Source organism: Flavobacterium sp. N2038, from assembly GCF_025947185.1.
Classification (GTDB): Bacteria; Bacteroidota; Bacteroidia; order Flavobacteriales; family Flavobacteriaceae; genus Flavobacterium.
This window is the reverse complement of the sequence record NZ_CP110001.1, coordinates 3056509-3082910: the sequence shown is the minus strand read 5'-3', so window position 1 is coordinate 3082910 and position 26402 is coordinate 3056509. Positions and strand designations below refer to the sequence as shown.

The following is a 26402-nucleotide window of genomic DNA, read 5'->3' as shown; positions in this document are numbered from 1 at the left end:
AATCTTGTATTTATATATAAATTTATGACACCTTTCAAACGTTTTATAAATTTACTTAAGCTGGATAAGCGCGATGTATATCAAATTATATTTTACGCTGCTTTTGCCGGTTTGGTAAACCTTTCTTTGCCTTTAGGAATTCAGGCTATTATTAATTTTATTCAAAGCGGACAACTTAGCGTTTCCTGGATTGTTCTGGTCATTCTGGTTACCATTGGAGTTGGGTTTGGCGGGGTTCTGAATATTTTGCAGCTGCGAATTGTAGAAAACCTGCAACAGCGAATTTTTGTTCGTTCTTCTTTTGAATTTGCCTACAGAATGCCTTTAATTAAGTTTAAAGAAATGTATTCAGAATATGCGCCGGAAAAGGCCAACCGCTTTTTTGATACGCTGACAGTACAAAAAGGAACAGCCAAACTGTTACTGGATTTTTGTACAGCCTTTGTTCAGGTTAGTTTTGGGATTATATTATTGGTTTTATACCATTCCTTCTTTATGGTAATCGGACTTTTATTTATTGCCATTTTGTACATTATTTTTAAGTTTTCATACAAAGATGGTCTTGAAACGAGTCTTTACGAATCAAAATTCAAATATAAAGTAGCGGCATGGATTCAGGAAATTGCGCGCAATCGCCAGAGTTTTCGCCAAAAAGGAGGGTTTGATTATGCTCTTGAAAGAAATGATGGTTACGTAACAGAATATGTAAATTACCGCGAAAAGCACTTTCAGGTAATGCAAAAACAATACATTCAGCTTGTAATATTTAAAATCATTGTTACTGCTGCCTTATTGTCTATTGGTGGTTTTCTGGTAATTCATCATCAAATGAACATCGGGCAGTTTGTAGCAGCCGAAATTGTAATTGTACTTTTAATTAATTCTGTAGAGAAAATAATCTTTGGCTTGGAATCATTTTATGATGTACTGACTTCTGTAGAAAAGATCGGACAGTTTACCGATATGGAGATTTCATCTATTCCGAAAACCTCATCTGTTAGTGAAACAGGAATTACAATTGAAACCGAAAGTATTGCGTACAATTATCCACAGCACAATAAAAAGTCACTTAAAAATATTAATCTGAAAATAAATCAGGGCGAAAAAATACTATTAAGAGGAGTAAATGGCGCTGGTAAAAGTACTTTACTGCGATTGCTTTCCGGCTTTTTGGAGCCCGAAAGTGGTACTATGTATGTAACCGATAATTTTATGAACCGTCTGGACGAAGAGAGTTACAGAGCGCAATCCGGTACATTTTTGCAAGGCGATACACTTTTTGCAGGTACTATTAAAGAAAATATACTTTTTGGAAACGAAACCATTACTAATGATGATTTAAAGTGGGCTCTGGATAATGTTTGTCTTACACCGTATATTAAAACATTTCCAAACGGACTCGATCACCAGATTCATCCGGGCGGACTGGAACTTTCGGCTTCAGATGTTCAAAAGATTCTTTTAGCACGAAGCATTGTTCATAAACCTAATATATTATTTCTGGAAGATCCTGTTGATAAAATGGATGAAGTAACTTCAGCTAAAATTGTTGATTTTTTACTTACCGAAGAAAACAACTGGACAGTGGTCGTAACTTCTAAAAATGATATTTGGAAGAATAAATGCGAGCGCATGATCACGATCGATGACGGGAAAATTAGTAACGACATAAAGCTTTAACCATGCTCAATATATCTAAAGAAAATATACTTATAACAGAGGGTAAATACAAGTCTATTACCAGTGTTGCCCGCAGACCGCATTATAAAATTCTGAACAGAGTTATCGTTGGATTTTTATTGTTTTGCCTGGCTTGTTTATTGCTTCCGTGGACACAAAATATTTCGGGAACAGGTTCTGTCACCACATTAAAACCAGATCAGAGACCACAAACGGTTCATAATACCATAGCCGGAAGAATCGAGAAATGGTATGTACAAGAGGGTGATTTTGTAAAAAAAGGAGATACGATTGTTTTTATTTCTGAAATAAAAGAAGACTATCTGGATCCTAATCTTGTTGGCAATACCAAAGAACAGGTTGAGGCTAAAAAAATGGCTGTAGAATCGTATGGCGATAAAGTAAGCTCTCTGGATGTTCAGGCAAAATCGTTAAATACGGAACGAGAATTAAAATTGCAGCAGGCGCAGAATAAAATCAAGCAGGCACAATTAAAAATCAAAAGTGACAGCATGGATCTTGTGGCGATTAAAACCCAGTTAAGAATCGCTAAAACACAATTTGATCGTTCGACAGCACTTAATAAAGAAGGTTTAAAGCCGCTTACAGATGTGGAGCAAAAAAGATTAAAACTTCAGGAATCTGAAGCTTATATTATTACGCAGCAAAACAAGCTTTTAAGCAGTAAAAATGAACTGATTAATGCCAGAGTAGAAATAAGCAGAATTACGGCTGAGTATGCTGAAAAAATTTCGAAATCAAGAAGTGATAAGTTTACGGCTCTGAGTACACAATATGACACAAAAGCTCAGGTGAATAAACTAGAGAATCAATACGAAAATTACAGACTTAGAAATGGTTTGTATTATATCACAGCACCTCAGAGTGGTTATGTAAATCGTGCATTGCTTACGGGGCTTGGTGAAACTATTAAGGAGGGAACTCCAATTGTGAGCATTATGCCTGCAAGCTATGATATTGCAGTAGAAACTTATGTTGATCCTATCGATCTTCCGTTGGTACATCGTGGCGCAAAAGTGCGTGTCTGGTTTGACGGATGGCCAAGAATCGTATTTTCGGGATGGCCGGGATTGTCTTATGGAACTTATGGAGGAAAAGTGGTGGCTATAGAAAATTTTATAAGCGCCAACGGAAAGTACAGAGTACTTATCTCTCCGGATGGTCACGATAATAAATGGCCAAAAGAACTAAGCATTGGAGCCGGAGCACAAAGTATTGCTTTGTTGGAAACGGTTTCTGTGGGGTATGAAGTATGGCGAAACCTAAATGGTTTTCCGCCAAATTATTATAAGTCAGACGAAAAGGATAGTAAAGATGGTAAGGATAAAAAATAAACTGAATAATGCTGTAAGATTGCTTTCTCTTTTATTTTTATGCTGTTTTTCGACCTCATACAGTCAGAATTTTAATAAAGAAGAACTTAGTTACAGCGAGTTTTTAGGATACGTAAAAAAATACCATCCACTGGTAAAGCAGGCTAATCTTGAAGTAAGTCAGGCTCAGGCTGCTCTTATGCAGGCGCGTGGAGGTTTTGATCCTAAAATAGAAGTAGATTACAGTAAAAAAGAATTTAAAGGAACAGAGTATTATTCGCTTTTAAACAGCAGTTTTAAAATCCCGACCTGGTATGGTGTGGAAATTAAAGCCGGATTTGATGAAACAGACGGACAATATTATAATCCGCAGAATCGTACTCCTGAGGCCGGATTAACCTCTCTTGGTGTTAGTGTGGCATTGGGACAGGGAATGTTTATAAACCAAAGAATGGCCGATGTTCGTGAAGGTAAATTGCAGGTAAAGTTAAGTGATGCTCAGCGAAAACTAAGAGCAATAGAAGTTTTGTATAAAGCGAGTGAAGCTTATTTTGAATGGAGAAAAAGCTATAATGAAGCTGAACTTTATAAGAAATATTTAGGTTTTGCCAGCACACGCTTTGAGGGTGTAAAAAAACTAATCGCACTTGGAGATTCTCCTGCAATTGATAGTGTAGAAGCTGGAATTACAGTAAGAAACAGAGAACTGAATGTTGAAAACGGAAATTTGAAATTAGCAAAAGCAAAACTCTATTTGTCCAATTATCTTTGGATTGAAAACGTTCCGGTTGAATTGGATGATCTTGTGAGACCGGAAGAAAAACTGGTACAGACGGTTGAAGAAACGCTTAAAACAGATGCCATGATGGTAAATGTAGAAACGCTGGAATCGCATCCTAAAATTCAGGCACTGGAAACCAAAATGGATATGCTGGAAATTGGCAGAAAACTAAAAGCAAATTCATTGCTTCCTAAGTTAAATGTGGGCTATAATTATATTTCGGAGCCTTCGTATTTTAGCTCTTTTAATGCTGATGATTATAAGTTTAATGTTGATTTCAGTATTCCGATTTTCCTGAGAAAGGAGCGAGGAAGCCTTAAAATAGCCAAACTTAAAATTCAGGATTTGCAGTTTGATATCGAACAGCAAAGACTGGAACTTAAAAATAAGATTAAAGCGCAGCAAACCGAAATTGCATCTTTAAAAAAACAAAAAAGCGTTATTGATAATTTGGTTAAAGATTATACCACGATGCTCAACTCTGAGGAGAAGTTGTTCTCTTTTGGCGAAAGCTCTATTTTCCTGCTCAATTCAAGAGAAAATAATCTGGTAAGCGCAAAGCTATCTCAAATTAGTATCGAGAATCAGTTTTACATTTCAAATGCCGAATTGTATAAAATCCTTGCCAATCCTGATTAAGCGATCTTTTTGTTTAAATATTTATTGAGCGGAATTTAATTTTAAACACCTAGTCCCGATAGCTATCGGGACTAGGTGTTTAAAACAATTACACACGTTTATTAAATTCCGCCGTATCGTAGTGTTGATCCCAGAATAAGCATGGTCACCGCAATTGTTGTAACGGAAAGAATGATAACAGCCATTTTTTTGATATTGTTTTGGTTAAGATTGGGCAACACAAAAAATTGTGCACAAATTGCACATATAAATGTGAGGAGTAGTAATAAAAGTTTTATCGAGATCACTTTTTCAAACCCGCCGGAGAAACTAAACCAGGTTTCAGATGTTACTCCAAAATCGTAGGCCATCCAGATTCCGGTAATAATCAGTAAAATGAGGGAAGACATTCCGAGAGCTTCAAATCTTCTTTCAAAATTTAAAATAATCTGGGGATCTTTTTTCTTTAATGCTAATGGCAAATAGCAAATACTAAGCAGTAAATGACCTCCAACCCAAACTGTTGCAGCGAGAAGATGAATTACTAGTACAAAATGATGAAGTGTCATAATACCATTGTTTTTTAATTTTACTAATTCGTAAAAAGGATTAAAATTCCGTATCAATCATTCTCTAAAAATGACTTTTATTTTAGTGGTTGAGAAGTCTTTAAGTCTTATTTTTTTATCTGAATTTTCTAATTTAGAGAGTGTTGGTACATTATTCATAAAGTGCTGTACATAATAATTTCCTTCATAATTTCTGGTTTCCAGATAAGCAATCATTTTTATAAACTCTGATTCACTGATTAATGAGGAATGATAAGTTGTCCGAATTTCAAAAGGAATTACTGAATCCATCAGTAAAGAAAAACTTTGTTCAAACTCCGAAAACCAATCTGATTGAGTTATATGCTCAAAGGTTTCAGGAAGACTTTTAAAATCCAGTGCTGCATAATCGATGAGCTTCTTCTGAATCAATTCTTTTAATACTAAAGGCTTTGAACCGTTTGTATCAATCTTGACCATAAAGCCCAATGCTTTGATTTTTTCTATAAAAGGAATGATATTTTTATGCATAGTACATTCGCCACCACTTAGAACAACACCGTCTAACAACCCTTTTCGTGACTTGAGAAAAGAAAGAACATTTTCGAAATCTATTTTTCCTTTTCCCAAAACAATATCAGGATTATAGCAATATAGGCATTTCATATTACAGCCTGCAAACCAAATAATGCAGGCTGTTTTACCTGGATAATCCAGTAATGTAAAAGGAGTAATGCTGTAAATTGCTTTAGCAGTTAACGGCTTCTTCAAAATGAGTTCGTTGCTGGTGTTCGCCTTTTTTTCCAATATTAAAACTTTCTACAGGTCTGTGATATCCCATTACTCTTGTGTACACCAAACATTTGCTTCTTTTGGTTTGGTTTTGGGCTAAAACTTTAAGCGTTTTTGTTTTCATAAGCGAGATTTTTTTGATTGTTTTCTGTTAATATAAGATCATCGCATTTTGGGCAATATTCATGTTCTCCGTTAAGATACCCATGAACCGGACAAATGCTAAAAATGGGTGTTACAGTAATGTAAGGCAGTTTAAAGTTGGTTAAAACCTTTTTTACAAAGTTTTTGCAGGCTTCAGGACTGCTGATTTTTTCTCTCATATACAAATGCAAAACGGTACCGCCGGTATATTTGCATTGCAGTTCATCCTGAAGCAATAAAGCCTCAAAAGGATCATCTGTGTGATCAACCGGAATTTGTGAACTATTGGTATAATAGATATTTTCGTTTAATCCGGCCTGAAAAATTTTAGGAAAACGTTTTTTATCTTCCTTTGCAAATCTATACGTTGTTCCTTCGGCCGGAGTGGCTTCAAGATTATATAAGTTTCCGGTTTCTTCCTGGAATTCCTTCATTCTTAATCGAATGTGATCCAGAATTTCTGTAGCAAAACTAATTCCCGAGTTGTCTGTAATATTGTGTTTCCCTTTTGAAAAATTAATGACCATTTCGTTCATTCCGTTTACGCCAATCGTAGAGAAATGATTTCTGAAATGTTTTAAATAGCGCTGTGTATAAGGATAAAGTCCCTGATCGTACATTTTTTGAATAAAGATTCTTTTTTTCTCCAATGTCGATTTGGCTATTTTAAGCAGTTCATCCAGATGCATAAACAAGTTAATGATGTTTCCATGATGCAGATAACCTAAACGTGCCATATTGATGGTTACAACACCAATGCTTCCCGTCATTTCGGCGCTGCCAAAAAGACCATTTCCGCGTTTAAGCAATTCCCTTAAATCCAATTGCAATCTGCAGCACATACTTCGTACTGCATTGGGTTTGTAGGCATCAGGATTCTCGACCCTGTTTCCTTTATCATCCAGAATATACTGGCTGCCAATAAAATTCTGAAAATAAGAAGAACCTATTTTAGCTGTATTTTCAAATAACAAGTCGACATTTTCACCTTGCCAGTCAAAATCTTCTGTGATATTGACTGTTGGAATCGGAAAAGTAAAAGGCTGGCCATTTGCATCGCCTTCTGTCATGATCGTATAATAGGCTTTATTAATAAGATTCATTTCCTTTTGAAAATGGGTATATTTTAAGTTCGTCAGATTATCAACACCTCTTTTTTGTGCTTCTCTAAGCAGCTCCTGATTTTCTGTATGCAAAAATAAATGTTCGTTTTTTCGGGTCGGGATTTGTTCTCTTAAATCCTCAGGAACATTCCAGTCCAAAGTGATATTGGTAAAGGGCGATTGACCCCAGCGGGCAGGAACATTCAGATTATATACAAAACTTCTGATTCCTTTTAAAACTTCTTCGTAAGAAAGCTGATCCTTAAAAACATAAGGAGCCAAATAAGTATCAAAAGAACTGAAAGCCTGAGCGCCGGCCCATTCGCTCTGAAGAATTCCCAGAAAATTAGCCATTTGTCCCAGAGCTTCTCTAAAATGAGAAGGAGGTCTGCTCTCGACGCGTCCGCGCACGCCGTTAAATCCGTCATTTAACAGTACACGCAAACTCCATCCGGCGCAGTATCCCGTCAGGCAGTCGAGATCGTGAATGTGTATGTCTCCATTACGATGCGCAGAACCTTCTTCTTTATTATAAATTTTATCCAACCAATAATTGGCGATTATCTTACCTGCAGTATTGCTTACCAATCCAGCATTAGAATAAGAGATATTTGCGTTGGCATTGATTCGCCAATCTGATTGGTTAATATATTCGTCAACAGTTTGTGTACTGTCTACATAAGTAGTGTCATCATTCAGGCCATTAACATGTTCTCTTTGTAATTTTCTGGTATGACGGTAGATAATAAAAGAGCGCATGGTTTTAAAATAACCATTTTCAAAAAGCACTCTTTCAATAATATCCTGAATTTCTTCTACAGGCCAGGAATATTTTGCGTCAAGTCCGGAGAGCACTGTTTTAAAAATTCTTTTGTCAAAAGGCAGATTTACACTTTGAAAAGCTTTTTGAATGGCATCCTGAATTTTATAAGCCTCAAAAGGTTTATAATCTCCATTACGTTTGATAACATATTTTTCCATGTTTTTATTTTTTATGAGACTTGCTCAACGTTTTTTTCAAGACTGAGTGCTTTAGGGAACAGAATATTGTTCTCCATATGGATGTGCTTATGAAGATTTTTTTCAAATTCATCCAGCATTCCAAATGTTACTTTATAAGTAGCACAAGCATCAGTAGGAGGTGTATAATTATTGGATAATGCGGCAATTCGTTTAAAACGTTGTCCTTCTGTATTGTGTTCTTCTTTCATCAGGATGATTTGATTTTCGAGGGATCCAAAAGGAGGCGTTTCAAGAAATAATCCTTTGCTGTGTGCCCTTTTTATTTGTATGATAAAAGGAAACAAGGTGCGCTCTTCTTTATCCATATGAATTTCTAAATCGGATACTGCATCCAGAAATAATGCTTTTATCTCATAGAGTTCGGTGTGATTATCACCATGAGCGGCACATAATTTATTCAGATATTCTTCGAGAACAGGCACTTTTTCTTTAATATATCGATGATGTGTTTTTATAATATAATCGGTCAGTAAATCTACGGGCCACGATTTATAATCAAACGATTGATTTTCGGCTCCATTTTTTGCAGTTTCAATATGCTTAATAAGAATAGCCTCATCGATATCTCGTTTTTTACAGACTTCTTCGATAGTCCGGTGTCCTTTACAGCAAAAATCAATGTGGTATTTTGTAAATATTACGGCAGTTCTAAAATCATCTGCTACAATTTCGCCAATGGTTGTTTTATTAGTTAGTTTCATGTTGGTAGGTTATATTGAATTAAATGTTAGCTCTGGATCTGGTACGATTGTTATTTTCCTCTTTGCATTGTTTTATAATGATTAAGGCTGTGGCAAGCATATTTGAAAACTCTATAAAAGGGATGGTAATTTCATGCGCTTCAATTTGAGAAATGGCAGTGTTGTTTAGCATTTTAATTTTTTCGAATGCCAAATCAGCGTCTCGGTCATTGCTGGTGTAAAAAGCAGTAATTACATTTTGTAGTTCCTGTTTAAGAATTGCAAAGGCATAATAATCATTTGTTTGCTGTACTTTCGGAAACTTTGGAATCAGTATTTTGGTAGAAAAAATAAATTTTGAAATCGTTTTGTCTACATTCGCAGCCGCCTGATGTGCAAAAACCAATGCTTCGAGCAATGAATTTGAAGCCAGACGATTTTTTCCATGTAAACCTGTTCTGGCACATTCGCCAATAGCATAAAGATTAGGAATTGTGGTCGATCCGTTTTGATCGACTTTTATACCTCCGCACTGATAATGAGCTGCCGGTACAATGGGAATTAAATCTTTTTCGGGATCTATTCCAACGCTCTTACAATGTGATGTAATTACAGGAAAATGAGCATGAAAAGAATCAGCATCAAGATGTCGGCAATCTAAATAAACATGGTTTTTTGAGCTGTTTTGTATTTCTTTGCTAATTGCCCTTGAAATAATATCACGCGTGGCCAGTTCACCTCGCAAATCATATTTAAAAAGAAACCTTTTTTGATCTTCGTTTACAATATGAGCTCCAAAGCCTCTCACAGCTTCAGATATTAGAAACAGCGGATTTTCTTTTCCCGCATATAAAGCGGTTGGATGAAACTGAATATATTGCATGTCTTCGATGGCAACACCGGCATGTGCCGCCATTGCAATTCCGTCTCCGGTTGCAATTTTAGGGTTTGTTGTATTTTCAAAAAGCTGACCGCAGCCTCCTGTACTTAAAATGACAGTTCGGGTTCTGATATATTTTATCCGATTGTGTTTTTTATCATAAAAGAAAGCACCGGTACAAGTCGTTTTGTCTTTTTTTGTTTCGGTATTCAGATCTATAACCTGATGATTTTCCCAGATTTCAACATTGGGTGTTTTTTTGATGATTTTTAGCAGTTTTTCCTCAATTTCTAATCCGGAACTGTCTTTATGATGTAGAATACGATGCTGAGAATGTCCTCCTTCCAGACCTAAATCCCATTGTCCTTTTTCATTTTTATCAAATAAAGTTCCAATTTCAAGAAGTTCTCTGAGTCTTGCGGGAGCTTGTTCGATTACCATTTTTACAATATTCTCATCACAATGACCGTCTCCGGCTTGCAGTGTATCATTAATATGTTGGGCAAAACTATCCGTAAGATTTTCGGTTACCACCGCAATTCCACCCTGAGCAAATCGTGTATTGGTATTTTTAGCCGTTTCTTTAGTCATGATAACAAGAGATAAATCAGGACGTTTTTTAGCAATTTTCATGGCAAAAAATAATCCCGAAATACCAGAACCAATAATAAGTATATCTGTTTTAAGCATGTTATTTTGATTTTTGGTTATGATGGTTTTAAGATAACTGGAGCATCTTCTCTATAGGTTTCAGGGCATCAATTCTAAGTTGTTCCTGTATCAGGATTTCCGGACTTTCGTTTTTAAGACACCAATACAATTTTTCCAGCGTGTTCATTTTCATAAAGGCACATTCACTGCAGGCGCAGGTATTGTCTTCTGTGGTAGGAGCCGGGATCAGGATTTTGTCAGGTACAGCTTTTGCAAGCTCATGCAGGATACCGGCTTCTGTAGCCACAATAAAAACGGCAGTAGGATCCGTTTTGATAAAGTTAATGATCCCGGAAGTCGAACCAATATAATGGGCAATTTTTAATATATGGCTTTCAGACTCGGGATGTGCGGCAATTTTTGCCGTTGGATTTTTTTTATAAAGGTCAATGAGCTTATCCAGCGAAAAAGCTTCATGTACAACACAGGAACCTTTCCACAAAACAAATTCGCGATTGGTTTCTTTTTGAAGATAATTGCCTAAATTTTGATCGGGAGCAAAAATAATTTTCTGATCTAAAGGTATTGATCCGATTATTTTTTTTGCATTTGCCGATGTGCAGACCAAATCGCTCATTGCTTTAATTTCGGCAGAGCAATTAATATAGGTGACTATGACATGATCGGGATATTGATTTTTGAAGATTTTAAAATCTTTGGGATCGCAGCCATCTGCCAGTGAGCAGCCCGCTTCCCAATCCGGAACCAGAACTTTTTTGTTCGGGTTTAAAATTTTGGCTGTTTCTGCCATGAAGTGAACTCCGGCAAATACAATAATATCAGCACTTGTAGTTTGTGCTTTTTTGGATAATTCGAGACTGTCTCCAATAAAATCTGCAATTTCCTGAATGTCTTCATTTTGATAATAATGAGCCAGGATAATGGCATTTTTTTCTTTTTTTAAGCGGATTATTTCCTGTACTAATACGTTTTTATCCATGGTTTTAGTCTTAAATTTTCTCTGCTCCATAAAAATGATAAAGCAGAGAAAAAATTCTAGTCTTATTGATCGTTTATTTGGCTACTGTTAAGTATATAATATTAATAGGGTAAATATATTATCATCATATTTTTTAAACTATGATTATAATCATACCGTATTAAATTTATTTTTACAGGTTACCCATAAACGATCAATAATTAGTTAAAACTAAAGGCAAGATTTACAAAAACATTTCTTCCCATACGCGGAATTTTATTCCAGTCAGCGTATGTAGTGTAATATTTGTCGAAAATATTTTCGACTCCGGATTGTACTTTTAGTATATTTTTATCCCAGTTGAATGCGTATCCTGCATTGATATTAAAAATTAAATAATCAGGTGTTCTTGTTTGTCCGTATGTGGAGGCAAATTCATTTTGAGCCAGATTTCCTAAAGCAGAAATTCCGGCATTAAATTTTTCTTTCTGAAAATTGATACCCGCACTATATTTAAAGGGACTTATAAAAGGAAGATTATTTCCGTCATTATCCTTACCAAGACTATAGGTTAGCTGAGATTTTAATTGCCAGTGTTCTAAAAAGGCATATTCCAGATTAAAATCGGTATTAAAAATCACGGCGTGGTCTATCGCTTCATAAATTTTTACGCCCGATGCACCAATGGTCATTGGCAGCGCATTGGGATCGATTTTCCCGATAATATAGTCCGAAAAATAGAAATATGAACCAGTAATTTTAGAAGTCAGTTTGTTTTTTTTGAAACCAACAGAAAAGTTCCCTTCAAGTGCTTTTTCATTCTTTAAATCAGGATTTCCTATATAATCGTAAAAATCATTACTGTTGTACAAATAAAAGCCGTAACCTTCTGAAACAGATGGAGCTCTTTCGGCATAAGCCAATCCAAAACCAAACTCAAATGGTGAAATGTTTTTAGTATAATTTCCGGAAAAACTTTTTAAAAACCTATTCTTTGTAGCTTTCATATCGGGATAAAAAATCTGTAAACTCTGTAAGCCAAAATCATTTGCAACCGTATTAGAATGAAAACCCAAATTGGTACTGATTCTTAACTGATCTGTTTCAGAAATTGCAATGTTGTCCTCTAAGGCTAATCCGTTATAAAAGGTGCGAACATCCGGCCAGGTGTACATAAACATCAGATTCTCGTTTGGATCCTTAGGATACATGGTCATCTCTGCAATTGATTTATTGTAGAAAGAATTCAAATCAGCCAGGAAGTTATGATTTTCAAATCTCCCTTTAATTTTAGAGTAAAAGCCATAGGTATCAGACCAGCCGGGCATATCCATATGAATAGGTACGTTGGGTCTTTTGGTATCATCCATTTTATGGGTAATGGTATTAAAGTATACTTTTGTTTCCCAGTTTGAAATAACACCAGAATCGGGTAAATATTTATAACTCAAAGACATGATTTGGGCTTCTGCCAAAGAAACATCCATTGGGAGTGCCGGATAACCTACATTATTGGCTTTATCGTAAATTGCCGATGCTTCAAGTAAGTTTTTCTTATTGATAAAATAGCCCGCATTGGCAGAAATATTATACTTTGTAAATTGAGAAAAGGCTATTTCTTTGTCGCCTCCGGCTTTGTAGTTTTCCGCATCACGATGCATAAAATCAATATGCGCATAAAAACGAGTATCGTTATAACCCAATGATCCGCCAATAATTTTCTGCAGATTATTACTTTCAAATCCTGAGTTTAAACTGCCATTCCAGCCTGTTTTATTCTGATCAAATTTGTTTCGTTTTAAATCGACAGAACCACCAATGGTCGATCCGTGGCAACTTGCCTGCTGACCGGATGCAACGGTGGCTTCGGCTAAATTTGAAACTTCGACATAAGAGGTAATTGGGTCCATTTTGTCTGTACAGGCACCAAAAATGCGCATGCCATCTATAGTAATTACGGTGCGCTCTGTTGCCATATTATTGAGCACCGGTTCCCAGGCATAAGCACCCCTTTTGATCATATTTACTTTTGAAGACTGAGATAAATAATCCTCTACTGTAGTCAATGATTTAACTTGTTTTTGATGTAAAGAAGTTTTTTTCCCGATTACTATTATCTCATCCAGTTTTACAGAGCCAAGACTATCGGTTTCTTTCTCCTGTGCCCAGCAAATTACTGAAAACACAGCCAAAAAAACTGTTGTTATATTTTTCATCATCAGATAAATTAGAAGAAAGAGACAGCGAAGCTACAGTGTGGGCATAAGTATAAAAAATAACACTAATAACATTAATTGTCACTAATTTGTTTGTGAAATTAATTTCACAAACAAGGTTAAGCTATTAAAATTTGTGAAATTCGTGTTCAAATTTGATTTATAATATTTATGTCCACACGGTAGCAGTGGAAGCCGTCTCTTTCTCATTACTATTTTAGTACTTAAAATTCAATCTCAAAATAAAGACTGCTGGCTGTGTTTTCTGTAGTTACAGCTTCTCCTTTAAGAACTTCATTAGTTGCATTTAGAACCTGAAGATTTATTTTCCAATATCCGGTCATGGTCAAAGAAAGTTTTCCCTTATATAGTCCGCCAGCTTCAGATTGTAGTAAATCGGTATTATTTGGGGAACCGTGATTTCCCATACTTGGCATTCTTGGATCAATTTTTACTTTAAAATTATTAACGACATTAAATGTCATCATATCCTGCATTTTATAAATTGCAACAGTCATATCATTTATAGCCACTTTTGGCGTAGCAGGGGCAATGTAAGCAATTACATAGCGGTTGCCTGCTGTATCGCTAAATGAACTTACAGTACGTTTTGCAAAAGCCGGAACTACTATTTTATCTACTGCTGTGTAAGAAACGTTATTGATGGTATAAGTAAAAGTGAGATCCCAATACTCTTTTTCATTCTGTGCCATCTGAAAAATGATATCACCTTCGTATATCGTTTTTTTATTAGATGCTTTATTTACTGCTGTTTTTGGACAAGAATGCTGCATCATAGTCATATGCATCAGGGGTGTCCAGTCTACTTTAGCATCTGTAACATAAGTATTGTTTTTTTTGTCTTTTATTCTTAATGAGATGTGGTTATAGCCCTGAACCAAAGCGCCAGTTGCAGAATACAATTCGATAGTATGAGTGTCGTTTGCGATTTCCTGAATTTTTTGAAGCCCGATGGTTTCATCTGCCGGAATTTCAGATGATGAGTCGTTATCAGAAGAACAAGAATAGAATGTAATTGCTGCCAATAGCAGTGCTGTATATTTTAAAATTTTCATGAAGTTTTAATTTAAATAATGGTAATAGAGTCTCTGCCGAATATTTTCGGATAACAGAGAATTAAAAAAATAGAAAAATTAACAGCTGAAAATAGGCGGACGAAATACAGATGCGGTATCTAAATGGGAGTATAGATTTTGGTATACAGAATTGATCTGCAGAATTGATTCCGGATTTTTTTCAAAAGTAAAAACGGGAATTTTTACCATAAAAAGCACCACGGTTTCTGTTGTTTCACTTTTTTTATCATTAGAAGAAGGCGTTTCATTTTTATACGCTTTAATCAATTCTTTCTTTAAGTGACATTTACCGTTACAGCCAAGTTGCGGCTTAGTTTTGTTTTCACATAATTCCGTTGCGATATATTGATAATTCAGAACGTAATCCAAAAACGGAAACGCTGGTCTGAATACCAAAGAGAAAAGGAATATGTGAACACAAAATTTCATTACCTGTATTTTGAGGGTACGAAGATACCTTGAATTTTTATTTTACTATATGATTTTGATCATACTTTAAGAAATATAACTTCTGGAATTTTGTTCTGTTGTTTAGCAAAGATACGCTAGTTTATTGACTTTGGCAGATTGTGATTTGAATTATCATTCTGGTTAGAAATACGATAAAAAACATCTTGCTGCTTTGTTAATAATGTAGTTTATTATGAAAACAGATATCAAAAATAAAAAGGACATAGCACTATTGGTTGATGCTTTTTATTTAAAAGTTAAGGCTGATCCCATTATTGGGTATTTATTTACAGAAACAGCGAGTGTAAACTGGGAAAAACATTTACCGATAATGTATGATTTCTGGGATAATATTCTTTTTCATGCCGGAAATTTTGATGGAAATCCTATGATGAAACACAGAATCTTAAATCAGAAAAGTACTTTGACAGAAACGCATTTTAAGCACTGGACAAAATTGTGGAAAAAAACGGTTGATGATTTGTTTGAAGGAGAGAAAGCAAACGAAGTAAAGGTGAGGGCAACCAACATTTCAAAACTAATGATGAACAAAGTAATCAGTTAAATAAAACGGGAACTCAAATGGTTCCCGTTTTTAATTTAAAACTATTAGAACTGAATTAATAATTTACTTTTTAACCTTGTCAAAGGTAAACGTAAAAGTATTTTATAAAGTATGACCAAAATCATAATGTTTGCAGATTAGTAGAATAATTTATGATCAATAATTTCAATTTTTTTATTCTTGCACATAAGAGAAAGTGTTCGAATAACGGTTTCGACACGTAAACCTGTAAAATCTGCAATCTCCTGTCTTGTGTACGGAATTTTCATTTTTGCAGTAGCATTTATATTGTGTTGTTTTTTTAGGTTATCGAGAAAAGACTGAATGCGATATTCGGGTTTATGGTTTATGATATTTTTAGAAAAAATAATTTTATTGTAAATTTTCCAGGCAAACAGCTTTAGCACACTTGTTTGTATTTCCGGATTTTCTGCCAGGCAGGAAAAAAAATTAGATTTAGAGAGTTTTAATATCACGCAATCTGTCTGAGCTATTGCTGAGGCAGGGTAGGGCTGACCAATAAAAAGCGGAGGTTCACCAAAACTGTTTCCTGCTGAAAAAATTCCAAGTGTTAAATCTTTACCGTCTTCATTGGTGTAAATCATCTTTACCGAACCTTCCAGAATTTGATAGAAATAGAGAGGCGAATCATTCTCGTAAAAGATGATCGTGTTTTTAGGGAGTTTTTTTGCAACTGCACCCCAGGTATAAAGTAAATCAGTATCAATATGCATTTTTGTAAACAACTAATACATTAAAAAGATTTGTTTTTGGATTAAAATTGAGCTGTTTTCTGTTATGAAAAAGAGCATATTTTAAATTTCGCACCAAAGAAATGCATTTGCAGGAACAAAAAACATGATAAATGTTAGGTTTTAAAAGGTATAAATTTTGACTTTGCTTGATGATTAAGATTTGTGTTTAATGTGTTGGTTTTTAGTTGTTTGTGTTTTTTGATGGTGAAAATAATGGTATTAAAACTTTACAGACAAACTAATACGTTAGTTAAATTACTAACAAATTAGTTTGTCTACTAATTAATTAGTAGTATCTTGCACTAAAATTTTCAAACTATGATTAAGTTAGCAAAAAGAGAAGAACAAATTATGCAGGTGTTCTGGGATTTAAACAAAGCTTTTATTAGAGATATTATTCCATTATTGCCAGATCCTAAACCGCATTATAATAGTGTGGCGACAATCGTAAAGATATTAGAAGAGAAAGGTTTTCTGAATCATGAAACTGCCGGAAATATGAATTGTTATTTTCCTGTAGTCAGTAAAGAAGAATACCAGCAGTTTGCATTGAAAGATGTTGTGAGCCAGTATTTTGATAATTCGTATCCGAGAATGCTTGCTTTTTTTGCAAAAGAGCAAAAGCTGTCTGAGAAAGAACTGGACGAAATAGTAAATATTATTAAAAAAGAGAAAATATGATACCTTATATTTTGTATACAGCTTTGGTTCTTTCTGCCTGTCTTGTGTTTTACAAGCTGTTGTTGCAAAAAGAAACTTTTTTTCACCTAAACAGATTTGTATTGCTTTTCTGTATGGTGCTGGCTTTTATTTTGCCTTTGGTTCCGGTTCCTCAGCAATTTTCATTAAGAGAAGTTTCTGAGAAAAAGCACATTGAAATTTCTAAAACACCAATTGAAAAAACTACAGCAATACAATCGAAGGAACAGACCGTTGAGCCTGTATTTACCGAAGAGACCAAACAGATTGTCAATATTGAAACAGTTAGTCAGTTCTTGGTTTATTTGTATTGGTTTGGTGTGCTAATTTTTGGGCTCAACTTTTTAATGCAAATTGTAATCTTGGTTTACAGAGCATATTCAGGTTCTGTTATTCAGGATGGAAAATTCCGTATTGTTGAGATAACGGGAGACAAAGCACCATGTTCTTTTGCTAATAATATTTTCATTAATCCTGAAAAATACGAATGGGAAACCTACGACCAGATTTTGCAGCATGAGAAAATTCATATTGAGCAAAAACATACGGTTGATCTTTTGCTTGCCGAGTTAGTTCTTATCTTTCAGTGGTTTAATCCTTTTGCATGGCAATGGAGAAAAGCCTTGGAAATTAATCTGGAATTTTTGACAGATGACAAAATGCTGCAGCAACATACTGTTGAAAGAGAAAGTTACCAGTTTAGCCTGCTTAAAGTAGCAGCACCCCAATTTCCTTTGAGTCTCACTACCAATTATAATCAATCACTTTTAAAAAAACGAATCATCATGATGAACTCAAAAAAATCAAATGTAAACACCACCTGGAAATATTTTTTCCTGTTACCGATTATGGTGTTATTTGTGTGCCTTTTTAATCAACCGGCAGCACAAAGTCAAACGCTTAGTTCTAAAGAAAAACCGGAACAGCACGCTGAAATTCACAGCGAAATGAAAACAGAAGGCAATTGGTTTGCTACTATTAAAGGTACTGCTGTAAACATCCAATTCAAAAGCGATGAGAACAGTACTTCTTCAAATACTTTTCAGTTAAGCGAATTTTCCAGTCTTCCAAGAGAAAAGCAAGGTGAATTTACTGCAACACGTGAGGCAGGAACAATGTCTTTTACAGGTAAATTTGAAGGAGACAAGGGCATGGGAACCTACAAGTTTACTGGTAATAAAGAGTACAGCGCTGCGATGCAAAAAGAAGGCATTGTCCTTTCAGAAAAAAGCGACCTTGTTGTTTTTTATATGATAAATATTAAACAATCTTATGTACAAATGCTTAAAAAGCAAGGGTATACTAATCTGGATAAAGATCAACTTATTCCTCTTGCAGCACTAGATATTAATGAGGCTTATATCACATCGATTAAACAGGCCATGACAGATATTAGTTTAGATAATCTGATTCCTTTTAAAGCATTGGGAATTGATAAAGCTTATATTGATGAAATTCGCAAAGCAGGCTATAAGGATGTTAGTCCTGATAAAATTATTGCCTTAAAATCTCAGGGCATTGATGGGAAATATATAGCTGATTTCCATAATGCTACTAACGAAGGCAAAAAGAATAAAGTTAAGAGTACTGAGGATAACAATGATGAAAAAGATTCTAACGATGATATTATTGCCTTTAAATCATTAAATATTGATCAGGCATTTATTGATTCCTTTAAAAAACTAGGGTATAATGATCTTTCTAATAGTGATTTAATGGCTTTAAAGTCATTAAATATTACACCGGAATATGTAAACAGTTTTAAAAAATCGGGATTTAAAGATATCAGAGCAGAAGATCTGTTTGCTTTAAAATCACAAAATATAACATCAGATTTAATTCAGCAATATAGAGACCTTGGTTTTACCAATCTGGATATTGAAGATATTGTTGGAGCTAAAGCTACGGGCACTACGCCTTCTTTTATTAAATCGATGAAAGGAAAAGGGCATGATTTTAAGGATCTGCAAAAATACATTCAGTTAAAAGTTCTGGTAAACTAAATCAAACACAGAACGAACAGGCTTTTGAGACTGAGCCAAAATAAAAAAGTTTACACTCAAAAAGTGTAAACTTTTTTTTTTGCATATAAATGAAACGATTTACTAATTGATTATCTCCTATTTGTTTTTGACGTAAGAAAAAACAGGTAAAAACACTTAGTTCGCTTCTGAAATTTTGCTTTAATATTGTAGGAATAAATTTTGAAAGAATCTAGATGTTCTGTTATGTGAAATTGAGGTAACAAAAAAGAAGTTGTCTCTTTTTTTTAATTAATTGTTGTTGTTTTAGTAATGTTTTATTTGTGTTATTGTTTTATTTTTAGATGGTTATGGTTTTGTTGGTTAAAAGCTTCTATAATAAGGATGATTGTTTTAAAACACTAAAACTAAACATAAAAGAATGTAAGAGAATTAAAAAATCAAGTATAACCCCGAATCTATTGTAAGAATACATGATTGTTGATGAAGTACCAATTTAGTTTATCAACCGAATGTTGGTTACAGTATTAAATCCATAAATTATTAACCTTAAAAAACGATATTATGTTACAACGTAAAAACCTTGCGGATGATTTAAACGAATCTCAATTTGCCGCAAATTTAGTTGACCAGGGAAATGAATCCTTATTGAAAGCTACTCCTGGTGATCAGGGTAGATTAGAAAAATTGATGTCAGAATATAAACAACTTCTGATTGAAACTCCTATTAATCCTTTTCGCGAAGAGAATCTACAGGAAATTGTTAAAAACGTAGATTATGGAGTTTTAAGTATGCTGGAAGGCACCTGGGTTAGTTATAATGATAACCAGGGTAATTTGGTAGGAAGCGGTATACATACTACTATTATGCCGTCTCCGGGAACAAATGCAGGAACAATTCCGGGAAAATATAGTTTTGAATGCGAAGAGTATATAGAAAAACTAACTTTTAATCTGGTTCCCGGAGGAGTTCGTAATCGTGGAGGAGCAAACGAGCAATTTTGCGGAGCTGTAAAATATGATCAAAGTATAAAAAGTGTAAATAGAATTCCGGGTAAGTCTAATTTGGAATATACTCCAATTCACGAAGAAAACGGAATGTATTTATGGCTGAGTCAAATATTTAATTATGCCGCTACCAAAAAAACAATTGAAGAAGACCGTGGTATTCATGCAGTAGCACCAGATGATCCGAATAGACATTTGTATAAGAGTGGTTATCAGGACGAAACTCTTTTTTTGGTTATAAACGATAAAGGAGTAAAAGAATATGTAACGCTGGAAAATCTAAACGGACGTGAGTATTACAATATTATAGCAGCCAAAGAACTTAAACCGGGAGCGGGTCAGACAGGAACTTATTTTATTCCGGATTACTCTATATCCAGAAGTGGCGTTATTCCTCATGGAAGTACGGTAACTTTATTAGGTGATTTAAAACCAAAGGGAAGTAGTTTTTTAATACAGGGTGCTCCGGCATTTCCAAGCGGAGATGCAGCCTGGAAGTATGATCATCTTTCTATATCCCAAACCATGGGAGGCGCAGGAGCAAGTGAGACTGACCCTATAAATCTTGATGCACCGCCACCAGCCTGGGTATTTGAAAAGTTGGATCACAAAAATGACCCGCAAGAAAACAGAATTTATACACAGCGTATACTTGCTCATCATCTATATCCTTACTCTGTACGACCAGATTTACGTTTGCGTGATAATAACAAAGGAAAAGTGATTAAAAATCACGTACGTATTGATTTGTCATCCAAAAATAAAACAGGAGCGCAAGGTGGGATATTAAATGTGCCGTTTGTAAATCGTTTTGTTCCGACTGTCGAAATGAACATGAGAATGTGGATTGAAACAGTCGAAGAAAACGGAGTAGAAATTCTGCAGCTGCAATACGAACAGATTATCTTTTTCGAATTTGATTTTGGAGATAACGGGGGCACAACAAGCTGGCCGCATATACAAGTTAATACACTTCGCAAGATAGACGATGTTTCGCCTGAGCAAAGAAGTTTAATCGAAAAACAATTTCCAAGTTCAAGTATCATTACTTCTTCAGCATCAGCATCAGAATGTCCTTATCATAAATCTTAAAATTATACCGGAATCACAGTATTTTTCTATTGAAATACTGTGATTCTTTTCATTAAAAAACAAAGATTAACTAACTAAAGATACCATGAATTACAACGAGAAAAGAGATCATTTTATCTCTCCAATTTTAGAATGGGCAAAAGCCAGCGCCCCACAGCAAAATGTTGCCAAAGGCCTGGTTATGGCTATTGGTGATGCCAAAAGCAATTGTGATCGTTTAAAAGACGGAGAACCTTTTAAGGTACCCTCCCAGTTTAACGGCAAAGATTATATTACGATGCTGTTACAAATCGATGCCGAAATTGAGCAGGGACTTATGTTACAATACCTGTACTCAGCCTATAGTATGGGAGGAGCAAATGTTCCGGAAAAATATCAGGAAAAAGTACATACCTGGCAAAATATTATTCTGGGTATAGCCAAGGAAGAAATGGGGCATTTTATTTCGGTTCAGAATGTGTTAAAAGTAATTGGAGCACCTTTAAATTTTGGAAGAGAAAGTTACCCGTGGGACAGCCCTTTTTATCCTTTTCCTTTTACGCTGGAAAAATTCTCTCTTAAATCACTTGCTAAATATGTATATGCTGAGGCGCCTTGCGACTGGCTTGCAGGTGATGATGAACTGGCAATAGAAATTAGAACTTCTGTAGATTCGACGATATCAGATCCTCATACTGTTGGAGCATTATTTGTGGTATTACTACAATTAATTAAGGATCCTAAAGTAATATCAGATGAGACTTTTCAGGCTGCAACTTACAATTATCAGGCAAAGATTGATGAATGGGGACGTGGATATGTGGGAGGAAGCAGAGGAAGTGACGGACAAAATATTTATGCCAAAAGTCCTGATGTATTGGTAGCTCCGTTGTTATCCCGTGACGATGCCTACAATGCATTGTCCGAGATAGCAGAACAAGGTGAGGGTTTAGAAACAGATGAAAGTCTGCCATCTCATTTTGAACGTTTTTTGCATATCTACAAAGAGTACAAGGCAATATTAGAAGAAACTAATAACAAGTTTGATCCTTCCAGAAATGTGGCTACAAATCCTTATGTAGGTTCAGCATCTAATTTAAAAGAAGAATCAGATGCAGCTAGTTCGGCAGAGGAAAAAGAAAGTGATGAAATTACAAGTCCGGAAGCGATACTTTGGGCCAACTTGTGTGATATTCGTTATCGATTATTGCTTAACTTTTTAAATCACAGTTTTTTATTAGATAACGGTTTTAATAATTCAGGAAATTCTTCTCCTCGCGGTATGATTATCAATTCGGCATTTGGAGAAATGTATAATTTAAGAAGCCTGGCTACTATTCTGGTTCAGACCCCCATCTCAAAAAATAGTACCAAAGTAGCGGGACCTCCATTTACATTGCCTTATACATTTGATTTACCTTTTGGAGAACACAATCGATGGAGATTGCACAGAGATCTTCTGGAAGCCTCAAATAACATTATTGTGCAGTTAAAAAACTTCAAAACCCAGCCGCACATTCAATATTTGAACGGACTGCAAGAGGCAGATCAAAAATTGCTTCAGACAATTGCAAGTTTAACCGAAGAGAATCTGGTATAGCTTCAGATCATTTTTACTCCCATTAATTATTAAAAATACCACGATATGAAAATTATTGAATTAAGAATTCTTCCACCAATTGCAATTGGCAGACTTGGAGAATCAAAGAAACCAATGGATGCATACGATCTTCAATTATCAAAAGAAAAACCGCTTGATTATAGAGAAATTATTCCAAAAACAACATTATCAGTTGATCCGGATACAGGAGAAATTACTGCTCATAAACCCTTAAAGATAAAATTTAAAGAAGTTCTGGATCTGGAAGACAGAAAAGGAAAGATTCATCCGGTTTCTCCTTTTCTGGAGGTTTTTGCTATAACAGATCAAAAACCAGACGAGTTAGTACCTCTTACAGAGGAATTACTTAAGCAGTCAGGATTAAGCCTGAAAGACATTTCCTGGGATGTTGATGTGGCAAACATAAAAATATTCAGAAGAACGGGTGATGTAAACGATAAGATGACGGCCAAATTAAGTAATATTAGTTCACACGAACTTAAACCATTATTAGCGGACTGCAACAACTTTCTCCCAAACAAAAAACTGCCATTAGGCTCTGTTCAGTATGTAAAACCAACAAAAGATTTTCCAGAGTTAAGACTGCGTTATACACCAGCCGGAGGAAAAGTTTATGGTTCCAGTTTATATAGAAATACAGCGTCTGGTGTTGACGATACAGAAATAGATCCTACTTTTAAAAAGGAAAATGGAGAAGGTGATAAAGATAGAATATTGTACGATATCAGTAAAGGAAAAGGAACCTGGCGTGGTTATAAAGAAGGCAGTAATCCAAATATATTCTATACCGTTCCGGCTCAAATTTTTGCGGGATATCCTTATACAGATGATAAAAACGAAAGCTGGCAGGTAAGCTGGGGATATATTGATGATGAATGTGATGGTTTTGTTACGGTTAAACTAAAAGTTTCAGATGATAAGACCTTAACTGCCAAGGCCCATATTAGTGCCGGACCTCCTTCTTTTGCGCCGGATACTTTACCAATTCGTGTAGTTTCAGATGAGCTTGAACAAATTATCGAAGGAACCGATATAGAGGGAGAAGTAAGTATAGAAGAAGCCGAAGAAATTATTCGCAGGGCTTTTGAAACCATTCGTCTGATGAATACAACGATTATGAATGGTAATAGTTACGAAGGGAAACAAAATGTTGCCAGTACAATGGTGCGCCAGAATACAAGTGATTTCGGACGTCTTTTTGAACCTATTATGGCTACTTCACTTGTTGATAATCTTGCTTTGCAGCTATTACATGAAAGAGTATTCAACGGATTAAGCTCCGGAGCCTCTCCATGGTTTGGAGATGTATTACGAAGACCTACAGAAATTGGTGATTTATCAAGCACAGCACTTCGAAAAATGCCTGCTCTGATGCGTGGTGCAGATGGCCGATCACTAACTTTTACGTACCGACAAATCAATACAATTATAAAAGCTGCAACTAAATCTATGTTTAACGACAGTAATCCTGATACTTTGCCGGTATCATATGGTTCGCCGCTTAAAGCTTCAAATTTAACTGCACAATTGCACTACAGAGGAGTCGGGAATCCTATTGCAGTTTTGCCAAGAACAGCCATCTCAAATTGCTATCCGGGACTTGAATTTGATTTCAGAAACCTTTGGAGAAGAGCTTTTAGCGGCATCGTTCTTATGGAAAATAATAACTATGTACTCGAAGCAACAGATTCAAATTTAATTGGGCACAGACTGGTAGCCATAGAAGGAAAAGCTACAATGGTGCAAACTTTTGGACCTGTATTTCCTGATGGCGACAATGTTCCTTTAAAAACAAACGCCAATCCTAACGGGGTTTCGTTTATGGAATGGTCAAATTCTATGGTTGAGGTTTTACAAAAACAAGGACAGGAAGTTATTTGTCATTTTACAGCAGAACCGTCATTAGAAGAAGTGGTGGTAGATTTAAGCCAATTGAATGATCCTAAAAAATATATTAAGATAAAACTGGTTGTAAATAAAATATTTGATGGTAACAGCGCAGCATTTTCAGATACTGTTTTAAAACCCGGAGAATTAACACAAGGCCTTTGTGCTCCCTGGCAAAATGATTATCGCGAATGTTCTTGTTACTACTGGGCAGCCAGCAGACCTGATTTTGTAAATATTGTTCCGGACGAAAACGGTTTAAGTACAGGTGATTTATGGATGTCAAAAAAGCGAACAGGATCTTATATTCCGGATGACTGGAAAAATACAAGATTAATCTCGTATCAGGATCTTTTTGAAAACTGGCAGGGAGAACTTAATTTCATTATTGAAGGTAAAGATGCGATAGAAAGCAGTATAGTAAAACCTAAACCAGGAGACAAGAAATGATAGGCGCTATTGAAAGATTTTCTCAGGAGAAACGAAATAACCTGATTGCCACCAAGCTGGCACAGGTTATTGTTCCGCAGTCCAGACCGCGCTCGGCCAAAGCACATTTGGTAAAAGGCGGACAGACGACTCAGATCTTTATTCCAAATGGAAGCAGGCTTTATACTATTTCTCCCGAAATAGAACAAAAAATTGCTTTTTTAATGAATGAAAAGGATGAAAATGCCCTGCAAAACGAGCTGGCACTTTTAGGCATTGATGCTCCGGAATATATTACAGATGAACCTTTGCAAAGTCCGCCTTTGCATGCTTTATCATTAGCAATAGCTCAGAAATGTAATATGGGATGCACCTATTGTTATGCCGATCAGGGTGATTTTGGAGGCCCTACAAAGAGTATGTCTTTAGAAACTGCTTTTAAGGCCATAGATCTATTGTTAAAAGATTGTCCCCAAGGAGGAAAAGCTCAACTTACCTTTTTAGGCGGTGAACCTCTGATTAACAGAAAAGCAATTAGAGAAGCGACTCTTTATGCCGAAACGGCTGCAAAGAAGAAAAACATTCAGGTTAGCTATTCGATTACAACAAATGGTACTTTAGTAACAGAAAGTGATGCCGTATTTTTTGAAGAATATGGCTTCTCAGTCACGATAAGTTTAGACGGAATTGGCAAAGATCATGATCTGAACCGACCAATGAAAGGTGGAAACGGGAGCTACGACAGAATCATAAAAAATATTCAGCCATTATTGGCTATGCAGAAAAAAATGCAGGTTTCGGCAAGAGTGACCGTAACACCTGAAATTACGAACCTTCCAGAGATTTTAGATGAGTTTGTTCGTATGGGATTTCATGGTGTAGGCTTTTCTCCTTTGTTGAAATCCAGTAATGGACAAAATGAAATGAATAAAGAACAGCTGTCTGTCATGTTGGAAAATATGATTGCCTGTGGACTTAATTTTGAAAAAAATGTATTAGAAGGAAAACGTTATCCTTTTTTGAATATGGTAAATGCATTAAAAGAAATTTCAAAAGGAACTCACAGACCTTATCCTTGTGGTGCCGGTGCCGGATATATGGGAGTATCTGCAGATGAAGAACTATTTGCCTGTCATCGTTTTGTAAACGAAGAAGCAGGTAAAATGGGTAATTTAACTGATGGTGTACAATCTGATCTGCAAAACAACTGGTTGGCTAACAGACATGTTAACAAACAAGAACCATGTTCGCAATGCTGGGCTCGTTATTTATGCGGAGGAGGCTGTCATCATGAAGTAATTGACAAAGGAAGACCTGCTTGCGATTATATCAGATCATGGTTATTTTATACGATACAAGCCAATGAAAGATTATCGAGATTAAAACCCAATTGGAATAATTAATTGCCA

The 26402-nt window shown here is 35.4% G+C and carries 21 protein-coding genes; 10 read left to right on the top strand and 11 right to left on the bottom strand.

The annotated features are described in order from the left end of the window. Positions 1-24 precede the first annotated feature (24 nt). The 3 genes from OLM51_RS13660 to OLM51_RS13650 are packed head-to-tail and all read left to right on the top strand — an operon-like array spanning position 25 to position 4434. The gene (locus OLM51_RS13660; protein ID WP_264551157.1) at positions 25-1680 is read left to right on the top strand and encodes a peptidase domain-containing ABC transporter; all 1656 of its coding nucleotides are present in this window, start codon (positions 25-27) and stop codon (positions 1678-1680) included. Between the two features lie 2 nt (positions 1681-1682). Continuing rightward, positions 1683-3035: an HlyD family secretion protein gene (locus OLM51_RS13655; RefSeq protein ID WP_264551156.1), complete on the top strand. Its 1353-nt coding sequence runs from the start codon at positions 1683-1685 to the stop codon at positions 3033-3035. Beyond that, entirely contained in the window at positions 3016-4434 is a 1419-nt protein-coding gene (locus OLM51_RS13650) for a TolC family protein (RefSeq protein ID WP_264551155.1), read from the top strand. Before OLM51_RS13655 ends, OLM51_RS13650 begins: the two co-directional genes overlap by 20 nt. A 101-nt stretch (positions 4435-4535) precedes the next feature. Here the strand turns inward: OLM51_RS13650 and OLM51_RS13645 are convergent, their stop codons facing one another. From OLM51_RS13645 to OLM51_RS13600, 10 genes are all read right to left on the bottom strand, one after another. Next, complete coding sequence (locus tag OLM51_RS13645; protein ID WP_264551154.1) at positions 4536-4982, bottom strand: copper resistance protein CopD; 447 nt, start codon at positions 4980-4982, stop codon at positions 4536-4538. A gap of 57 nt (positions 4983-5039) precedes the next feature. Further along, the gene (locus tag OLM51_RS13640) at positions 5040-5732 is read right to left on the bottom strand and encodes an anaerobic ribonucleoside-triphosphate reductase activating protein (protein WP_264551153.1); all 693 of its coding nucleotides are present in this window, start codon (positions 5730-5732) and stop codon (positions 5040-5042) included. After that, positions 5710-5877 (bottom strand): anaerobic ribonucleoside-triphosphate reductase, encoded by a 168-nt coding sequence (nrdD, locus tag OLM51_RS13635; RefSeq protein ID WP_264551152.1) that lies wholly within the window; start codon positions 5875-5877, stop codon positions 5710-5712. Before nrdD ends, OLM51_RS13640 begins: the two co-directional genes overlap by 23 nt. Beyond that, a complete protein-coding gene (locus OLM51_RS13630; RefSeq protein ID WP_264551151.1) occupies positions 5858-7981 on the bottom strand; it encodes a ribonucleoside triphosphate reductase in 2124 nt (707 codons plus the stop codon). Before OLM51_RS13630 ends, nrdD begins: the two co-directional genes overlap by 20 nt. An 11-nt stretch (positions 7982-7992) precedes the next feature. Then, positions 7993-8724: an iron-sulfur cluster repair di-iron protein gene (gene ric, locus OLM51_RS13625; RefSeq protein ID WP_264551150.1), complete on the bottom strand. Its 732-nt coding sequence runs from the start codon at positions 8722-8724 to the stop codon at positions 7993-7995. Between the two features lie 19 nt (positions 8725-8743). Continuing rightward, a complete protein-coding gene (gene nadB / locus OLM51_RS13620) occupies positions 8744-10273 on the bottom strand; it encodes an L-aspartate oxidase (RefSeq protein ID WP_264551149.1) in 1530 nt (509 codons plus the stop codon). 28 nt (positions 10274-10301) lie between these two features. Then, the gene (gene nadA, locus OLM51_RS13615; RefSeq protein WP_264551148.1) at positions 10302-11234 is read right to left on the bottom strand and encodes a quinolinate synthase NadA; all 933 of its coding nucleotides are present in this window, start codon (positions 11232-11234) and stop codon (positions 10302-10304) included. A gap of 200 nt (positions 11235-11434) precedes the next feature. Further along, complete coding sequence (locus tag OLM51_RS13610) at positions 11435-13429, bottom strand: TonB-dependent receptor (RefSeq protein ID WP_264551147.1); 1995 nt, start codon at positions 13427-13429, stop codon at positions 11435-11437. A gap of 224 nt (positions 13430-13653) precedes the next feature. Further along, entirely contained in the window at positions 13654-14505 is an 852-nt protein-coding gene (locus OLM51_RS13605) for a hypothetical protein (protein ID WP_264551146.1), read from the bottom strand. 78 nt (positions 14506-14583) lie between these two features. Further along, entirely contained in the window at positions 14584-14955 is a 372-nt protein-coding gene (locus OLM51_RS13600) for a hypothetical protein (RefSeq protein WP_264551145.1), read from the bottom strand. A 214-nt stretch (positions 14956-15169) separates the two neighbouring features. Between OLM51_RS13600 and OLM51_RS13595 the strand changes: the two genes are divergently transcribed. Further along, complete coding sequence (locus OLM51_RS13595) at positions 15170-15541, top strand: group III truncated hemoglobin (RefSeq protein WP_264551144.1); 372 nt, start codon at positions 15170-15172, stop codon at positions 15539-15541. A 137-nt stretch (positions 15542-15678) separates the two neighbouring features. Here OLM51_RS13595 and OLM51_RS13590 read toward each other — a convergent pair whose 3' ends face one another. Further along, the gene (locus tag OLM51_RS13590) at positions 15679-16275 is read right to left on the bottom strand and encodes a Crp/Fnr family transcriptional regulator (RefSeq protein WP_264551143.1); all 597 of its coding nucleotides are present in this window, start codon (positions 16273-16275) and stop codon (positions 15679-15681) included. A 339-nt stretch (positions 16276-16614) separates the two neighbouring features. Here OLM51_RS13590 and OLM51_RS13585 point away from each other — a divergent pair, with 339 nt between their 5' ends. The 6 genes from OLM51_RS13585 to OLM51_RS13560 all read left to right on the top strand — a co-directional run bounded on the left by OLM51_RS13585 (position 16615) and on the right by OLM51_RS13560 (position 26396). Continuing rightward, positions 16615-16977: a BlaI/MecI/CopY family transcriptional regulator gene (locus OLM51_RS13585; RefSeq protein ID WP_264551142.1), complete on the top strand. Its 363-nt coding sequence runs from the start codon at positions 16615-16617 to the stop codon at positions 16975-16977. Next, positions 16974-18998 (top strand): M56 family metallopeptidase, encoded by a 2025-nt coding sequence (locus tag OLM51_RS13580; protein ID WP_264551141.1) that lies wholly within the window; start codon positions 16974-16976, stop codon positions 18996-18998. The genes OLM51_RS13585 and OLM51_RS13580 overlap by 4 nt, the downstream gene beginning before the upstream one ends. Before the next feature lie 543 nt (positions 18999-19541). Then, positions 19542-21077, top strand: a complete 1536-nt coding sequence (locus tag OLM51_RS13575; RefSeq protein WP_264551140.1) for a peroxidase, FMP-type — start codon at positions 19542-19544, stop codon at positions 21075-21077. Between the two features lie 85 nt (positions 21078-21162). After that, entirely contained in the window at positions 21163-22656 is a 1494-nt protein-coding gene (locus tag OLM51_RS13570) for a ferritin-like domain-containing protein (protein WP_264551139.1), read from the top strand. A 45-nt stretch (positions 22657-22701) separates the two neighbouring features. After that, positions 22702-25014: a hypothetical protein gene (locus OLM51_RS13565; RefSeq protein WP_264551138.1), complete on the top strand. Its 2313-nt coding sequence runs from the start codon at positions 22702-22704 to the stop codon at positions 25012-25014. Further along, positions 25011-26396, top strand: coding sequence for a radical SAM/SPASM domain-containing protein (locus tag OLM51_RS13560; RefSeq protein ID WP_264551137.1), 1386 nt, complete (start codon positions 25011-25013; stop codon positions 26394-26396). The genes OLM51_RS13565 and OLM51_RS13560 overlap by 4 nt, the downstream gene beginning before the upstream one ends. Positions 26397-26402: the final 6 nt, after the last annotated feature.

What these genes read in the sequence shown, in the direction of transcription:
- OLM51_RS13660 (WP_264551157.1), top strand. Translation starts at nt 25, where the DNA reads ATGACACCTTTCAAACGTTTTATAAATTTACTTAAGCTGGATAAGCGC.
- OLM51_RS13655 (WP_264551156.1), top strand. Translation starts at nt 1,683, where the DNA reads ATGCTCAATATATCTAAAGAAAATATACTTATAACAGAGGGTAAATAC.
- OLM51_RS13650 (WP_264551155.1), top strand. Translation starts at nt 3,016, where the DNA reads ATGGTAAGGATAAAAAATAAACTGAATAATGCTGTAAGATTGCTTTCT.
- OLM51_RS13645 (WP_264551154.1), bottom strand. Translation starts at nt 4,982, where the DNA reads ATGACACTTCATCATTTTGTACTAGTAATTCATCTTCTCGCTGCAACA.
- nrdD (WP_264551152.1), bottom strand. Translation starts at nt 5,877, where the DNA reads ATGAAAACAAAAACGCTTAAAGTTTTAGCCCAAAACCAAACCAAAAGA.
- OLM51_RS13630 (WP_264551151.1), bottom strand. Translation starts at nt 7,981, where the DNA reads ATGGAAAAATATGTTATCAAACGTAATGGAGATTATAAACCTTTTGAG.
- ric (WP_264551150.1), bottom strand. Translation starts at nt 8,724, where the DNA reads ATGAAACTAACTAATAAAACAACCATTGGCGAAATTGTAGCAGATGAT.
- nadB (WP_264551149.1), bottom strand. Translation starts at nt 10,273, where the DNA reads ATGCTTAAAACAGATATACTTATTATTGGTTCTGGTATTTCGGGATTA.
- nadA (WP_264551148.1), bottom strand. Translation starts at nt 11,234, where the DNA reads ATGGATAAAAACGTATTAGTACAGGAAATAATCCGCTTAAAAAAAGAA.
- OLM51_RS13610 (WP_264551147.1), bottom strand. Translation starts at nt 13,429, where the DNA reads ATGAAAAATATAACAACAGTTTTTTTGGCTGTGTTTTCAGTAATTTGC.
- OLM51_RS13605 (WP_264551146.1), bottom strand. Translation starts at nt 14,505, where the DNA reads ATGAAAATTTTAAAATATACAGCACTGCTATTGGCAGCAATTACATTC.
- OLM51_RS13600 (WP_264551145.1), bottom strand. Translation starts at nt 14,955, where the DNA reads ATGAAATTTTGTGTTCACATATTCCTTTTCTCTTTGGTATTCAGACCA.
- OLM51_RS13595 (WP_264551144.1), top strand. Translation starts at nt 15,170, where the DNA reads ATGAAAACAGATATCAAAAATAAAAAGGACATAGCACTATTGGTTGAT.
- OLM51_RS13590 (WP_264551143.1), bottom strand. Translation starts at nt 16,275, where the DNA reads ATGCATATTGATACTGATTTACTTTATACCTGGGGTGCAGTTGCAAAA.
- OLM51_RS13585 (WP_264551142.1), top strand. Translation starts at nt 16,615, where the DNA reads ATGATTAAGTTAGCAAAAAGAGAAGAACAAATTATGCAGGTGTTCTGG.
- OLM51_RS13580 (WP_264551141.1), top strand. Translation starts at nt 16,974, where the DNA reads ATGATACCTTATATTTTGTATACAGCTTTGGTTCTTTCTGCCTGTCTT.
- OLM51_RS13575 (WP_264551140.1), top strand. Translation starts at nt 19,542, where the DNA reads ATGTTACAACGTAAAAACCTTGCGGATGATTTAAACGAATCTCAATTT.
- OLM51_RS13570 (WP_264551139.1), top strand. Translation starts at nt 21,163, where the DNA reads ATGAATTACAACGAGAAAAGAGATCATTTTATCTCTCCAATTTTAGAA.
- OLM51_RS13565 (WP_264551138.1), top strand. Translation starts at nt 22,702, where the DNA reads ATGAAAATTATTGAATTAAGAATTCTTCCACCAATTGCAATTGGCAGA.
- OLM51_RS13560 (WP_264551137.1), top strand. Translation starts at nt 25,011, where the DNA reads ATGATAGGCGCTATTGAAAGATTTTCTCAGGAGAAACGAAATAACCTG.